This window comes from Kribbia dieselivorans NBRC 106261, assembly GCF_001552435.1.
Classification (GTDB): Bacteria; Actinomycetota; Actinomycetes; order Actinomycetales; family Dermatophilaceae; genus Kribbia; species Kribbia dieselivorans.
Genome location: NZ_BCRE01000054.1, coordinates 1 through 14496, shown reverse-complemented (window position 1 = coordinate 14496; position 14496 = coordinate 1). Strand labels below are relative to the sequence as shown.

Below are 14496 nucleotides of genomic sequence, written 5' to 3'. Positions count from 1 at the left end.
ATACGTCGACGGATCCACCATCACCTGGGACACCACCCCCGGTTCGTACACCCACTGGCTCACCCGTTGGGGCCAGCAACAACGCGAAGGGCCCAGAGAACGAGAAGGACCACGAGAGCGAGAAGGGCCACGTGAACAGCCACGAGGTCACGGACCACCACACCAACGCGCCAGCTGACCACCCCGCCGGACACTCACGCACCCGGCGGGGCACTCAGACGACTCCATCGCGCCCTAGAAGGCGGACTCCATCGCGCGGCGGCGCACCTCGGTCTTGAATCCCGCACGGATCGCGTCGACGGCGTGACCGGCCACGGGCAGCGTCTCGTCCGGGGTGAACAGCCAGCGCAGGATCTCGTCGTCGTCCATTCCCCCATCGGCCAACACCGTGAACGTCCCGTGCAGCGCCGGCAGCGGACCCTCCTCGTCGAGGAACAACTCCGGCACCATCGCCGCCTTGTTCGCCCCGACCCGGGACGTGAGCAGGTACCGGTCTTCGACCAGACGCCGCACGTCGGAGAGTCGCATGCCGAGCCGTTCGGCGACCTCGGGGATCGACAGCCACGCCCCAACGAGGCTCTCGATGGTCGGCTCGGACGTCGTGGGCTCGGACACCGTGGGCTCGGACTGGGCGTTCTGCGGGGCTGATGTGTCACTCACGTGACGAGACTCCCACACCGCTCCGGCCTGCCGTGTCGCGGCCCGCCCATGATGTGCCCCTACCCTGAGAGGGTGTCCGGACCCACGCGTACCTCCCTGGTCGGCGACCTCGTCGACGGGCGATACCGCGTGCTCGAGGACATCGCCGAAGGCGGCATGGCCACCGTCCACCTGGCCATCGACGAGCGCCTCGACCGCGAGGTGGCGCTCAAGGTCCTGCGCCCCCACCTGGCCGCCGACGAGGTGTTCGCCGGCCGCTTCCGGCGCGAGGCCCGCTCCGTGGCGCGGATCGTCCACCCCAACGTCGTGGCCATCCACGACCAGGGCCAGGACGGCGAGCGCATGTTCCTCGTCATGGAGTACGTGCCGGGCCGCAACCTGCGCGACCTGATCCGCGAAGACAGCCCGGTCTCTCCGCGGGCCGCTCTCGATCTCGTCGAACCGGTCCTCGAGGCCCTCTCCGCCGCCCACCGCCGCGGGATCATCCACCGCGACATCAAGCCCGAGAACGTCCTCCTCCATGAGGACGGCATGGTCAAGGTCGCCGACTTCGGCCTGGCCCGGGCCGTGACCTCCACGACGACCACGGGCACCACCAGCGTGCTGCTCGGCACGGTCGCCTACCTCTCCCCCGAACAGGTCGAACGCGGCGTCGCCGACGCCCGCTCCGACGTCTACGCGACCGGTCTGATGCTCTTCGAGCTGCTCACCGGACGGGCCGCCATCGTCGGCGAGACGCCCATGGCCGTGGCCTACCAACACGTCCACGGCGGCGTGCCCTCGGTCTCGAGCCTCAACGACTCCGTCCCCCAGCCCCTCTCGGACCTCGTGGCCCGCGCCACCGCCCGGGACCCCGACGACCGGCCCGCCGACGCCACGGCATTCCTGACGGAGCTCCGTGTGGTCCGGCAGACGTTGACCGCCGACGAGCTCGACTCCCGCCCCACGGGGGTGGTGGCCGTCGAGAACGACGAGCAGCCCACGCTGCGCACGACCGCCCTGCCGGTGAACGCGACGAAGGCGATGCCGCACACCAACGGCCGCGAGGCACGAGACTCCGGGCCCCAACGAGACTCCGGACCCGGTCGAGACTCCGAAAGCGTCGATGCCCAGACCGGCCCGCAGGACCACCTCGACACCGAGCGCCCCGGCCGCACCTGGACGCGCAGCCTCATCGTCGCCGGCGTCGCCGTCCTCATCGCCGCCGTCGCGGCCGGGTTCTGGTTCGGGCCCGGACCGGGCGGCGTCACGACGGTCCCCGCGAACCTGGTCGGAGCGTCGTCCGCCCAGGCCCGCACGTCCGTCGAGGGGGCCGGGCTGACCTGGTCGACTCAGCAGATCTACAGCGAGAGCGTCCCCCGCGGCCGCGTCATCGCCACCGACCCATCGGCCGGAGCGCGGACCCGCAAGGGATCGACGCTCCTCGCGCAGGTCTCGCGCGGCCCGGAGCGCTTCACCGTGCCGGACCTCGGTGGCCGCACGTGGGAGGAGGCCACGGCCGCGATCGAACGCGCCAACCTCGTGGTCGGCTCACGGGTGGAGGAGTTCAACGACACGGTCGGCTCCGGACGCGTCATTCGCACCGACCCCAAGGCCGGCACGGATCTGCAGCGCGGCACGACGGTCAACCTCGTCGTCAGCCGTGGCCGGGAGCCGGTGCCGCTGCCCGACCTCAAAGGCCGCAACCTCAAGGACGCCCGCAAGGACCTGACCGCCCTCGGGCTCAAGGTCGAGACCCTCCCGTCGGTGTACGACCCGCAGATCCCCAAGGACGCGGTGGTCAAGCAGGAGCCCGGCCCCTCGCAGGTCTACGTCGGTGACACGGTGCGCCTGACCGGGTCCAAGGGCCCGGAGATGGTCACGGTCCCCAACGTGCAGGGCAAGCAGCTCGACGAGGCCAAGCGGGAACTCACCGCCGCCGGCTTCACCGTCAAGGAGGAGAAGTTCCTCGGCGGCATCTACGGCACCGTGCGCAGTGTCGAACCCCGCGGCGGGTCGAAGGCGCCGAAGGGCTCCGAGGTCACGCTCATCGTCATCTGACGAAGCCCCGTGAGACGACCGCTGGCCGGCACCGAGGGGTCTTCGGTACCGGCCAGCAGAATCGCGCGGGAGACGACTCAGCGGGAGAGACTCAGTGCTCGAGCATCTCCGCGGTGAGGAACGCCAGCTCCAGGGCCTGCTTGTGATTCAGGCGCGGGTCACACAGCGACTCGTAGTTGCGGTTGAGGTGCTCGTCCAGGATCGGGTCGGAGCCACCGATGCACTCGGTGACGTCGTTGCCGGTCAGCTCGGTGTGCAGCCCGCCGGGCACGGTGCCCAGCCGCTCGTGCACCTCGAAGAAGCCACGCACCTCGTCGACGATGTCGTCGAAGTTGCGGGTCTTGAAGCCCGACGCCGAGGTGAACGTGTTGCCGTGCATCGGGTCGCACACCCACGTCACGGTGCCCTGGACCTGCTCGACGGCCTCGATGAGACGCGGCAGGTGCTCGCGCACGTTGCCCGCGCCCATCCGGGTGATGAACGTCAGTCGACCGGGCTCACGGTTCGGGTCGAGCTTCTCGATGATCGCGTGCACGTCCTCGGCCGTGGCGTTCTGCGAGAGCTTCACGCCGATCGGGTTGCGGATGTGCGACACGAAGTCGATGTGCGCGCCGTCCAACTCACGCGTGCGCTCGCCAACCCAGATGAAGTGACCGGAGGTGTCGTACAGGTCGCCGGTGCGCGAGTCGATGCGGCTCAACGGGCGCTCGTAGTCGAGCAGCAGCGCCTCGTGCGCGGCGTAGAACTCGACGGTGCGCATGGCCTCGAAGTCCGCGCCGCAGGCCGCCATGAATTGGATCGCCCGGTCGATGTCCTTGGCCAGACGCTCGTATTGCGCGTTCGCCGGGTTCGACACGAAGCCCTTGTTCCACTCGTGCACGTACCGCAGGTCGGCGTAGCCGCCGGCCGCGAAGGCACGCACGAGGTTCAACGTCGCCGCGGACGTGTGGTACGCGCGCAGCAGGCGGGTCGGGTCGGGGCGGCGCGCCGACTCGGTGAAGTCGAAGTCGTTGACCATGTCACCGCGGTAGGCGGGCAGGGTCACGTCGCCGCGGGTCTCGGTGCCCTTCGAGCGGGGCTTGGCGAACTGACCGGCCATGCGACCGACCTTGACGACCGGCTTCGACGCTCCGTACGTGAGCACCGCGGCCATCTGGAGGATCGTCTTGACCCGGTCACGGATGTTGTCGGCGGTCGCCCCGGCAAACGTCTCGGCACAGTCGCCGCCCATGAGCACGAAGGCCTCGCCGACCGACGCCGCCGCGATCCGGTCACGCAGGTCGTCGGCCTCACCGGCGAACACGAGCGGCGGATAGGTCGCCAGGGTCTCCTCCACCTCGCGGAGCGCGGCCGTGTCCGGCCACTCCGGCTGCTGGGCAGCCGGCAGCGTCGCGTTGCGCTGGAGAACGTCGTGCGGAGTGAGGTCGAGGGTAGTCACGCGTTCAATCCTACGGCGCGCCGTCAATTCGGCCCGACGTCGACCGGATGGCGGTCAGGCTCGCCTCACCGCACGCGCTGCCTCACCCGCGCTCCCACTCACTGCGCGTCGTCGACCGACCCGAGGCCTCGTTCGAAGGCGAACCGGGTCAACTCCACCCGGTTGTGCAGGTGGAGCTTGCCCAGGATGTTCTGGACGTGGTTCTGCACCGTGCGGTGCGAGATGACCAGCTGGGCCGCGATCTCCTTGCTCGTCAGACCGGTGGCGACGAACCGCAGGATCTCCGTTTCCCGCGCCGTCAGCTCGGGCACCGGCGTGGCCTCCGGTGCGGCCTGCTGCCGCATCTGTCGGAACTCGCCGAGCACCAGACCGGCCAAACCCGGGGTGAACACCGCCTCGCCGCGTGCCGTGGCCACCACCGCCTCGACGATCTCGTCGCTCGAGGCCGACTTGACGACGTAGCCCATCGCGCCTGCCTTGACCGCTGCCAACACATCGGCCTCCTCACCGCTGGCGGAGAGGATGAGCACGTGCGTGTCCAGGTCGCTGATCGCCTGGCACACCTCGTCACCGCGCATGCCGGGCAGGTTCAGGTCCAGCACCAGGACATCGGGACGCGTCGCCTGCGTGCGCCGCACCGCCGACGGCCCGTCGGCGGCCGTACCGACCACCTCGAACCCACGACCGGCCAGGTCAGCGGAGAGGGCCTCCAGCCACAGCGGGTGGTCGTCGGCGACGAGAACGGTGGTGGTGGTCATGACTCTCCTGGGTACGTGGCTGGGGTATCCAGCGTCGCCGTGGGTGTGGGGGCCATCATGACAGCGACCCCGCCGGTCGGGGAACCGTCAGGGTCACGGTGCACCCGCGGCCGGGCGTCGTCGTCCACGACGCCGACCCGCCGAGGTCCTCGATGCGACCGCGGATCGACGAGGCCGCACCCAGTCGACCGGCCTCGGCCGCCTCCGCCAAGCGGCCCTCCTCGAGACCGACCCCGTCATCACGCACGGTGACGACGACCTCATCGCCGAGGTCCTCGACGAGCACCCACGCCCGTGCCTGTGGACCCGCGTGCACCTCGACGTTGTCCAGGCACGCGGCGACGGCGGCGCGCAACTCGGTGGCCTCATGGGCGGGCAGCGCCACCGCCCCCGCGGGACGCACGACCTCGACCCGGTCGCGGTCGGCGGCCAAGGCCATGAGGTCGGCGCCCACGTCGCGTTGTTCGCTCTTCTGCCGCGCGGTGCCGCTCGCCTGCGCGGGGCGACGATCCAGCGCCGGTGAGGTGACCATCAGGGCCCGCAAACCGCGCTCCTGCTCGGCCGCGAGTTCACCGAGCTCCGCCGCCTCGCCCCCGATCTGCAGGCCACGCCGATGGATGTAGGCCAGGGTCTGCAGCACACCGTCGTGCACCACTCGGTTGAGGCGTTCCCGTTCGGCCATGCGCTCCCGCACCGCGGCCGCGGCGAGCAGTTGCTCATGAAGGCGCCGCATGACCTGGACGGCCCAGCCGAAGAGCAACCCGACCATGAGCAGTTGCAGCACCGCTTCGATCGTCGAGGAGTTGTTGATGCGCGGCTCCAGCAGGTCGACCGCGCCGATCACCGCGGCCGCTCCGACCGCCAACCTGGGGCCCCCGACCACGGCCGCGCTCAACACCGAGGCCGCGGCCCAGATGCCGGTCAACGTCGGCACACCCCCCGCGCGCACGGCCTCGGGGTACACCCAGCCCGAGGCGATCAGCCCGAGGCAGACGATGAGCACCTCGACGACGACCCGCCACAGGCTGGGGCGACGGGAGATGACCGAGAAGATCGTCCAGGCGGTCATCACGCCGAAGACGGTCGCGACCAGCCACGGGCGAATGATGTGCTCGGAGTACCTCGAGACCGACCAGAACACGTAGAACAGGGCGAGCACGCGGTACCACGTGGCCCCGGCCGAGAACGCCGTGAGGATCGGCGAGATCGGGCTGGTGCTCTCTGCGCCGGTGGTCCTCGTGGCGGAGACGGCGGGGCCGGAGCCGTTCACTTCTTCGCGACCGCGCCCTTGTCCTTGAGCGTCGAGGCGTAGACGTCGACGTACTCCTGGCCGGACAGTTCCATGAGGGCATACATGATCTCGTCGGTGACGGCCCGGAGCACCGCATGGTCGTTGGCCATGCCCTCGTACCGGGAGAAGTCCATCGCCTCACCGAAATGGATGCCGATCGGCACCAGTTTGGGGATCTTCTGCCCGGTCGGCTGGGCCTTCTCGGTGTTGATCATGGCCACGGGCACGACCGGCGCACCGGTCTCCAACGCCATGCGAGCCGCGCCGGTGCGCCCGCGGTGGAGGCGTCCGTCGGGGCTACGCGTGCCCTCGGGGTAGAGGCCCAGAATGTCGCCACGGCCCAGCACCTTCAGCCCGGCGTCGAGCGCGGCCTGACTGGCGCGACCGCCGGACCGGTCGATGGGCAACTGCCCGACGCCACCGAAGAACGAGCGCTGGAACCACCCGTTGAGGCCGGGCTTGGTGAAGTACTCCGACTTGGCCAGGAAGGTCATGCGGCGCTTGACGTGCAACGGCAGGAAGAAGGAGTCGGAGAAGGAGAGGTGGTTGCTCACGACGATCACCGGACCGGACTCCGGCAGGTGTTCGTCGCCAACGATCGTGGTCGGGAACAGCAGTCTGAGTGGGGGACCGATCAGGATGTGCTTGAAGAACCAGTAGAGCACCGTTGTTCCTTCCATCTCCGCGTGCCCGCCGCCGGGCGACTGTCAGGACGATACGGCACGATGGACCCCATGTCCGGTGACCGCAGCGACCTCGGTGGGCGAGTATGAGCGATTCCGACGAACTGCGTCGCCGGTTCGACGACATCGTCGCCGCCGGGTGGCACACCGACGACAATGAACCCGCCGTCGATGAGCCCGCCGGCGGCGCCCCTGGCGACCCCCACGATGACGTCGATCCGCCGCGCTCCGCCCCCGACCCCGTCGTCGGGGACCTCGGCCAACCCCCGTGGGTCAACGCGCCGTGGCGCGGCACACAGGTTCCCTTCGACAAGGCGGTCGAGGCCGGCGACACGTCGGCCGAGGAGGACGAGGACGACGATGAGTCGTGGACTCCCCCGACCCCCCGCGCCCTGCCGCCGATGGAGGACTTCGGCTTCTGGGGCGCCCTGCTCGGCCTGACCATCGGGCCACTGATCATCCTGTGGCTGGTGCTGGCCACACCGGTCACCGGCGCGTGGGTGCCCTGGTTCGCCCTGGGCCTGATCCTCGTGGGATTCGTGCTGCTCGTCGTACGCCACGGCCCCAAGGATCCGCACGATCACGACGACGGCGCGGTCGTCTGAGGGCGGGTCACGCGCGTCCGCGGCGGGCGAGGTCGGCCGCGCCGATGAGGCCGGCGTCGTTGCCCAGTCGCGCCCCGACCACCTGCGGCATGGGTCGAAAACCACGTCCGGGCAGGTGTCTGGCCAGCGCCTCCCGGGCCGGGTCGAGCAGCAGGTCACCGGCGTCGCCGACGCCTCCCCCGATGACGAACAGGCCCGGGTCGAGGGCGGCCGCCACGTTCGCCAACCCCCGACCGAGCCAGGTCCCGACCTCCTGAAGCAACCCGACACTGGCCGGATCACCGTCCCGCGCGGCTTGGGTGACACAGGGTCCGGTGAGTGCGGCCGGGGTCCCGGCACAGAACGCCACCAGCGCGGAGCCGCCCCCACCGGCCTCGACCAACGCCCGCGCCTCGCGTACCAGGGCGTTGCCGGAGGCGTACTGCTCCCAACATCCCCGGTTGCCGCACTCGCAGCGCAGCCCATCGGGGACGACGCACATGTGTCCGAACTCGCCCGCCATGCCGAACCGGCCGCGTTCCAGCTGCCCCCGGCGCAACACGCCTCCGCCCAGGCCGGTGCCGAGGTTGACCATGACGACGTCATCGGCCCCGCGAGCCGCGCCGAATCGAGACTCCGCCCACAACGCGGCGTTGGCGTCGTTGTCGACGACGACGGGCAGCCCCAAGCGTCGCGCGAGCTCGGCCCGCAGCGGCTCGTCGCGCCACGACAGGTGCGGCGAGAAGCGGATGACCTCGCCGTCCTCGGAGACGAACCCGGCCGCGCCGACCCCCACGGCACCCACGTCGATCCCCTGCCCGCCCACCTCGTCGCGCAACTGTGTGACGACGTCGACGATGGCCTGCTCGACGACCGCCGGCGCGGTGGTGCGGTGGGGGGTCGCCGTGCGTGCGCGGGCCAGCACCGCCCCGGTCGGGTTCACGACCGCCGCGGCGACCTTCGTTCCGCCGATGTCGACCCCGATCGCCGCAGCACCCGCCACGTCGAGGTCCCCGGTCAGCCCAGTTCCTGGTGTGCCCAGGCAGCCGCGCCGATGACCCCGGCGTCGTTGCCGAGCAGCGCCGGCACGATCGCCGGAGTGGGGCGATGCCCACGCCCGATGAGGCTGCGACCGAACGCGGAGCGGATCGGATCGAGGAGGAACTGCCCCGCCCCCGCCATGACTCCCCCGCCGAGGCCGAACATGCTCGGGTCGAGCACCGCGGCGATCGAGGCCATGCCCTCGCCGAGTCGGTAACCGATCTCCTCCAGCAACTCGATGGCTCCAGCGTCGCCGGCCACGGCCGCGGCGTCGACCATCTGGCCGGTCAACTTCTCCGGATCGCCGTCGCACAGGGCCACCAGGTGCGGTGACTGCGCCGAACCGGAGGACACGACCTCACGGGCCTCACGCTCCAGGGCCGTCCCCGACGCGTACGCCTCCCAACAGCCGCGGTTGCCGCAGCCGCACCGCACGCCGTCCTTGACGAAGCGGATGTGGCCGAGCTCGCCGCCGATGCCGAAGCCGCCGTGCAGCATCCGGCCGTCGACGATGCAGCCGCCGCCGATGCCGGTACCCACGGTGACGAGGACGAAGTCGTCCACGTCGCGCCCGGCCCCGAACCGGAACTCCCCCCACGCGGCCGCGTTGGCGTCGTTCTCGAGGATCGTCGGCAGACCGACCCGTTCCTGGACCAGCGCGCGGAACGGCATGTCGCGCCACGCGAGGTTGGGGGCGAAGTAGACGAGTGACCCGGTGCTGTCGATGAGCCCGGCGCACGCGACACCCACGGTCGCCGGCTCGGAGTACTCCGGGAACTCGCCCACGCGCGCCCGCAACTCGACGATGATGTCGGCCGTCGTCGTCACCAGCGCCTCGGGGTCGGTGGCCGGCGACTCCTGGCGTGCCCGGGCGAGGATCCGCCCGTCGCTGCTCACCAGGCCACCGGCGATCTTGGTGCCACCGATGTCGATGCCGATCGCGGTGGCACCACCCGCGACCGCCTCGGTCATGCCTGAGCTCCTTCGACGTGGGCCTTGAGGTCCTTCAGGGCGGTGTCGACGATGACCCGCTCCGCCTTGCGTCGCAGCATGCCGAGCAGCGCGATCTTCAGCGACACCTCCAGCTCGTACGTGACCGCAGTGGACCCGTCGGGCTGGGACACGAGCGTGTAGGTGCCGTCCATCGTCTTGAGGACCCCGCCCTCGACAAGATGCCAGGAGACGCTGCCCGAGCCGTCCTCGCTGATGTCCCACTCGTAGTCGAGGACGTACGTGTCCTTGATGGCGCCGGCATCCAGGGAGAAACGGACCTGATCCGGCCAACCATCCCCCTCCTCGGTGAGGACCTCGGCCGCCTGCATCCCCTGAGCCCACTCGGGGTAGGTCTCGACGTCGGCGATGACGTCGATGACGTCCCCGGCAGGTGCTTCGATGACGATGCTGGATCGTGTGCTGTCGGCCATGTTGGGAGGTTATCGCTCAAAGGGCCGCAGGCGAATGGGTAGGCTGAGATTGGCGAGTCGCCGTGCTGGACAGGCGGTTCACCCTGATAACAATGGCCCACCACAGCCCAACATGTCACGGAGTCAAGGGAGTCACTGTGCAGGAGAGCATCACCCCACAACTGTTCTTCGGCGACCCCGAGGACTCGCTCGCGGACATCCCGTTCGACAACGCGAAGCGCAATCCCTCCCACGTCGCCATCAGCAAGCGGGCCGGTGACGGGTGGAGCGACGTGAGCGCGGCCCAGCTCGCCGGCGAGGTCCAGGCGCTGGCCAAGGGTCTGGTGGCCAAGGGCCTGCAGCCCGGGCAGATCGTCGCGATCATGGCACCCACCTGCTACGAGTGGACCCTCTTCGACCTGGCGATCTGGACCGCCGGCGGCATCAGCGTGCCGGTGTACGAGTCGAGTTCGCCTGCGCAGATCAACTGGATGTTCACCGACTCCGGCGTGCGCTTCGCCGTGGCCCACGGTGAGAAGCACGCCACCGCGATCGAGCAGGGCCGCGAGGGCTCCCGGCTCGAGCAGGTGTGGCGCATCGACCAGGACTGCGTGACCGAACTCGTCGCCGCGGGCACCGACGTGCCCGACTCCGAGGTCGACGACCGTCGCGCCGCGCTGAACCGCGCCTCGTTGGCGACGATCATCTACACCTCCGGCACGACCGGGCGGCCGAAGGGCTGCGAGATCACCCACGACAATCTCCTCAGCGTCGCCGAACAGGCCATCGCCCGAGTCGGGGACGAGGTGCTCTCCGGCGAGGACTCCTCGACGCTGCTGTTCCTCCCGCTGGCGCACGTGTTCGCCCGCGCGGTCGAGATCATCGCCCTGAAGGCCGAGGTGCGCCTGGGGCACTCGGCCGACATCGCGAACCTCCTGCCCGACTTCGCCACCTTCAAGCCGACGTTCATCCTGGCCGTGCCGCGGGTGTTCGAGAAGATCTACAACAAGGCCTCCGAAACCACCGAGGCCGAGGGCAAGGGCAAGATCTTCCAGGCCGCGGCCGACACCGCGATCGCCTGGTCGAAGGCCGTCGACAGCGGTTCGGTGCCGCTCTGGCTCAAGGTCAAGCACTGGGTCTTCGACAAGCTCGTGTACTCCAAGTTGCGTGCCCGCATGGGCGGGCGCGTGCGCTACGCCATCTCTGGCGGAGCGCCGTTGGGAGCGCGGTTGGGGCACTTCTTCCGCGGTCTGGGGGTCACCATCCTCGAGGGATACGGCCTGACCGAGACCACCGCGCCGGTCGGGGTCGTCGTCCCGGACAACCTGCGGATCGGGACCGTGGGCCCGCCGCTGCCCGGTGTCGGAGCGCGCATCGCCGATGACGGAGAGGTGCTCGTCAAGGGGCTGGTCGTCTTCCGTGGGTACTACAACAATCCGGAGGCCACGAAGGCCGCGTTCACGCCGGACGGGTGGTTCCACACCGGCGATCTGGGTGCCATCGACGATGAGGGCAACCTCTCGATCACCGGTCGCAAGAAGGAGATCATCGTCACCGCCGGCGGCAAGAACGTCGCTCCGGCCGTGCTCGAGGACCAACTGCGCCTGCACCCGCTCATCTCGCAGATCGTCGTCGTGGGCGACCAGAAGCCGTTCATCGGCGCGATCCTGACGCTCGACCCGGAGATGTACCCCGGCTGGGCCAAGAACCACGGCATCGAGGCAGTCTCGTTCGGGGAGGCCAAGCACAACCCGGTCGTGCTCGCGGAGATTCAGCGCGCCGTCGACGAGGCCAACAAGGCGGTCTCGAAGGCCGAGTCGATCCGCAAGTTCCACATCCTCGACTCCGAGTTGACCGAGGAGAGCGGTCACCTGACCCCGTCGCTGAAGATCAAGCGCAACGTGGTGCTCAAGGACCACGCCACCGACATCGAGGCGCTCTACAGCTGATCTCCTCGGGCACGGAGCGCGGTGCGGTACCGCTCGTTGAGATCGGCCAGGCCGCTGCCGGTATGCCGGCGCAGGGCGATGTCGACGGGGGTGCCGCGTGCCGTGTCCTTGGCGACGGCGATGACGGCCGCGCGCCCGTGGTCGCGCAGCAGGGTGTCCACGGCGACGTGGGACGCTTGGTACGCCACGGCCCGGTCGGTGGCCGACCCGCTGGCGTCGGCGTGGGCGAAGTCGGCGTTCGTCGGCACCGTGCGAGGCGCGGAGCCGGCCTCTCGGGCAATGAGCAGTTCGGGCACGGCCTCGAGCGGAGTCGGTGCTCCGGTGCGGTGCCCGGCGGCCGTCCACCCGGTGTGCTCGGCCAACCCCTCCGAGAGCCACATCGGGATACGGTGGCCGTCGCCGGGAACCTCCGGGTCGCGGCGCACCGCCAGATGCAATGCCTCGTGGGCCAGGACCACCTCTTGGCCGGTGGCCGTCAATCGGGAGAACTCCGGCCCGTTGACGACGATCCCCGACGGCGTGGCCGCCGCGGGAACCGCGACCGTGTCCTCGCCGATCGCCTTCGCGAAGGCCGCACGATCAGCGGCCAGACGCACGGGAAAGTCCGCTGCAGACGGCCCGCTGCCCCAGATTGCGCGGGCCCGTCCGGCCGCGTCGGGGGCCAGTTGCCTGAGGCCAGCGTCTGACACCCCTGCCACCGTGCCGGTGCTGGTCGCGCTGGTTGTTTCGGTCGCGCTGGCTGTTTCAGTCGCGCTGGCTGTTTCAGTCGCGCTGGTCGGGTCCGTGGCGCGGGGTGGCTCCGACGCACAGCCCGTCAGGCCCGCCACCGATCCGGCGATCAGTGCCGCGAGGAGGCGCGCCACGACGATCCGCACCGCATGCCTCCCTCCACCGCGATCAGCCGACCGCCGCACGGTACTGCGAGAACGGCTCGCGACGGGACATCGCCCCGTCCGCCTCGGCCACGGAGACGAGGCCGGCGTCGACCAACAGACTGACCACGCGTGCTTCGTGCGCGTCCAACGGCATCTCACCGCCGGTCGGCGTCAGCAGCTCGGTCACGACACAGTCGCCGCAATTGAGGCCCTGCACCGGGCAGGCCGTGCATTCGATGAGCATCCCGCGCTCCCTTCAGGTTGGTTCCTCCATGTGCCAATGACGCTAGCCACGACCTCCGACAACGTTCTCCGGCCACACACGTCACACCCGTCTCACTGGCGTCACGGAGCGTGTCCTAACAACCGTTGTCCCACCCGCCGCCTAGCGTCGTGGACCATGCAGGCAGTCCAGACCACGCTCGACGACCTCGGCACACCCCTGTCCGAGGTCACCTTCGTCGTGGTCGATCTCGAAACCACCGGCGGCAACCCGCGTGACTGCGGCATCACCGAGATCGGCGCCGTCAAGGTCCGCGCCGGCGAGGTCCTCGGCGAGTTCCAGACGTTCGTCAACCCCGGCGAACCCATCCCCGCCTTCATCCAGACCCTCACCGGCATCACCAACGCCATGGTCGCCGGCGCCCCACGCCTGGCCACCGCACTGCCGGCCTTCCTCGACTTCACCGGCGACGCCGTCCTCGTCGCCCACAACGCCGGCTTCGACGTCGGGTTCCTCAAGGCCGGGGCGAGCGCCTTGGATCTACGCTGGCCCGGCTACAAGGTCCTCGACACCGTCACCCTCGCCCGCCAGCTCGTCTCGCGCGACGACGCTCCGAACCACAAGCTCTCCTCCCTCGCTGCCCTCTTCGGCGCCACCGTCACCCCGAACCACCGGGCGCTGCAGGATGCGCGAGCCACCGTCGACGTCCTCCACGGCCTGATCGAACGCGTCGGCAACCAGGGCGTGCACACCTTCGAGGAGTTGCAGTCCTACTCCGGGCGCGTCTCACCGGCCACGCGCCGCAAACGCCACCTCGCCGACGACCTGCCCAACTCCCCCGGCGTCTACATGTTCAAGGACGAGCGCGGCGACATCCTCTACGTCGGCACCTCCGTCGACGTGCGCACCCGCGTCCGGTCCTACTTCACCGCGTCCGAGAAACGACGCCGGATGACCGAGATGGTGCGATTGGCGACATCGGTGCAGGCCATCGCGTGCGCCACCACCCTCGAGGCGGAGGTGCGTGAACTGCGCCTCATCGCCGAACACAAGCCGCGCTACAACCGCCGCTCCCGCAACCCCGGCGCCGCGCTGTGGGTCCGTCTGACCGACGAACCGTTCCCGCGGCTGTCGATGGTCAAGTCGGTGCGCGCCGGCGACATCTTCATGGGGCCGTTCAGTTCGCGGCAGCGGGCCGAGGAGGCGATGGCGGCCGTTCACGAGGCGGTGGGCATCCGGCAGTGCCTCACGCGCCTGTCCCCGACCAAACCGACCTCACCGTGTGTCCTGGCCGAGATGGGCCGCTGCAGTGCCCCGTGCACCGGCGCGGTGTCGGTCGAGGGGTACTCCGCCCTCGTTGGGGAGGCCGCCGGGGCCATGTCCGGCGACGCCCGGCCCGTGGTCGCCCAGTTGCACGCGAAGATGGCCACGCTCTCCTCCGGTGAGCGCTTCGAGGAGGCCGGAACCGTGCGCGATCGCATGATCTCCCTCGTGCGCGGAGCGTCGCGGGCACAGCGCATTGCTCCCTTGGCCGCCACCCCCGAGCTCGTC

Annotated in this window: 14 protein-coding genes; 4 read left to right on the top strand and 10 right to left on the bottom strand. The window is 70.0% G+C overall.

Annotated elements, in window-relative coordinates; translation table 11 throughout:
* Positions 1-234: 234 nt before the first annotated feature.
* Positions 235-660, bottom strand: a complete 426-nt coding sequence (locus KD1_RS05555) for an Rv2175c family DNA-binding protein (RefSeq protein ID WP_245627290.1) — start codon at positions 658-660, stop codon at positions 235-237.
* Positions 661-732: 72 nt separating this feature from the next.
* Here KD1_RS05555 and pknB point away from each other — a divergent pair, with 72 nt between their 5' ends.
* Positions 733-2700 carry a Stk1 family PASTA domain-containing Ser/Thr kinase gene (gene pknB, locus KD1_RS05550; RefSeq protein WP_068398719.1) on the top strand — a complete coding sequence of 656 codons (1968 nt, stop codon included), beginning with the start codon at positions 733-735 and terminating at the stop codon, positions 2698-2700.
* A 91-nt stretch (positions 2701-2791) separates the two neighbouring features.
* Here the strand turns inward: pknB and KD1_RS05545 are convergent, their stop codons facing one another.
* The 4 genes from KD1_RS05545 to KD1_RS05530 all read right to left on the bottom strand — a co-directional run bounded on the left by KD1_RS05545 (position 2792) and on the right by KD1_RS05530 (position 6852).
* The gene (locus KD1_RS05545; RefSeq protein WP_068398716.1) at positions 2792-4138 is read right to left on the bottom strand and encodes a class II 3-deoxy-7-phosphoheptulonate synthase; all 1347 of its coding nucleotides are present in this window, start codon (positions 4136-4138) and stop codon (positions 2792-2794) included.
* A 98-nt stretch (positions 4139-4236) separates the two neighbouring features.
* Positions 4237-4896 carry a response regulator gene (locus KD1_RS05540; protein WP_068398712.1) on the bottom strand — a complete coding sequence of 220 codons (660 nt, stop codon included), beginning with the start codon at positions 4894-4896 and terminating at the stop codon, positions 4237-4239.
* Positions 4897-4951: 55 nt separating this feature from the next.
* Complete coding sequence (gene macS, locus KD1_RS05535; RefSeq protein ID WP_068398707.1) at positions 4952-6166, bottom strand: MacS family sensor histidine kinase; 1215 nt, start codon at positions 6164-6166, stop codon at positions 4952-4954.
* Positions 6163-6852, bottom strand: a complete 690-nt coding sequence (locus tag KD1_RS05530) for a lysophospholipid acyltransferase family protein (protein ID WP_068398704.1) — start codon at positions 6850-6852, stop codon at positions 6163-6165. Before KD1_RS05530 ends, macS begins: the two co-directional genes overlap by 4 nt.
* 104 nt (positions 6853-6956) lie before the next feature.
* On the opposite strand from KD1_RS05530, the gene KD1_RS05525 reads away from it, so the two are divergent.
* Positions 6957-7475: a hypothetical protein gene (locus tag KD1_RS05525; RefSeq protein ID WP_068398701.1), complete on the top strand. Its 519-nt coding sequence runs from the start codon at positions 6957-6959 to the stop codon at positions 7473-7475.
* Positions 7476-7482: 7 nt separating this feature from the next.
* On the opposite strand, the gene KD1_RS05520 is transcribed toward KD1_RS05525, so the two are convergent.
* From KD1_RS05520 to KD1_RS05510, 3 genes are read right to left on the bottom strand one after another with little or no spacing between them, the layout of a single operon-like run.
* The gene (locus tag KD1_RS05520; protein ID WP_068398698.1) at positions 7483-8457 is read right to left on the bottom strand and encodes an ROK family glucokinase; all 975 of its coding nucleotides are present in this window, start codon (positions 8455-8457) and stop codon (positions 7483-7485) included.
* A gap of 14 nt (positions 8458-8471) precedes the next feature.
* Positions 8472-9467: an ROK family glucokinase gene (locus KD1_RS05515; protein WP_068398694.1), complete on the bottom strand. Its 996-nt coding sequence runs from the start codon at positions 9465-9467 to the stop codon at positions 8472-8474.
* A complete protein-coding gene (locus KD1_RS05510) occupies positions 9464-9919 on the bottom strand; it encodes an SRPBCC family protein (protein WP_068398690.1) in 456 nt (151 codons plus the stop codon). Before KD1_RS05510 ends, KD1_RS05515 begins: the two co-directional genes overlap by 4 nt.
* Before the next feature lie 137 nt (positions 9920-10056).
* Between KD1_RS05510 and KD1_RS05505 the strand changes: the two genes are divergently transcribed.
* A complete protein-coding gene (locus KD1_RS05505; RefSeq protein WP_068398687.1) occupies positions 10057-11847 on the top strand; it encodes an AMP-dependent synthetase/ligase in 1791 nt (596 codons plus the stop codon).
* Here the strand turns inward: KD1_RS05505 and KD1_RS16515 are convergent.
* Both KD1_RS16515 and KD1_RS05495 read right to left on the bottom strand, forming a co-directional pair.
* The gene (locus tag KD1_RS16515; protein WP_157073190.1) at positions 11838-12536 is read right to left on the bottom strand and encodes a hypothetical protein; all 699 of its coding nucleotides are present in this window, start codon (positions 12534-12536) and stop codon (positions 11838-11840) included. The two genes, KD1_RS05505 and KD1_RS16515, sit on opposite strands and share 10 nt — an antisense overlap.
* Before the next feature lie 208 nt (positions 12537-12744).
* Entirely contained in the window at positions 12745-12966 is a 222-nt protein-coding gene (locus KD1_RS05495; RefSeq protein WP_068398681.1) for a hypothetical protein, read from the bottom strand.
* A 156-nt stretch (positions 12967-13122) separates the two neighbouring features.
* On the opposite strand from KD1_RS05495, the gene KD1_RS05490 reads away from it, so the two are divergent.
* Positions 13123-14496, top strand: a 1374-nt coding sequence (locus tag KD1_RS05490; RefSeq protein ID WP_068398678.1) for a DEDD exonuclease domain-containing protein, incomplete at its 3' end; no start/stop codon positions are given.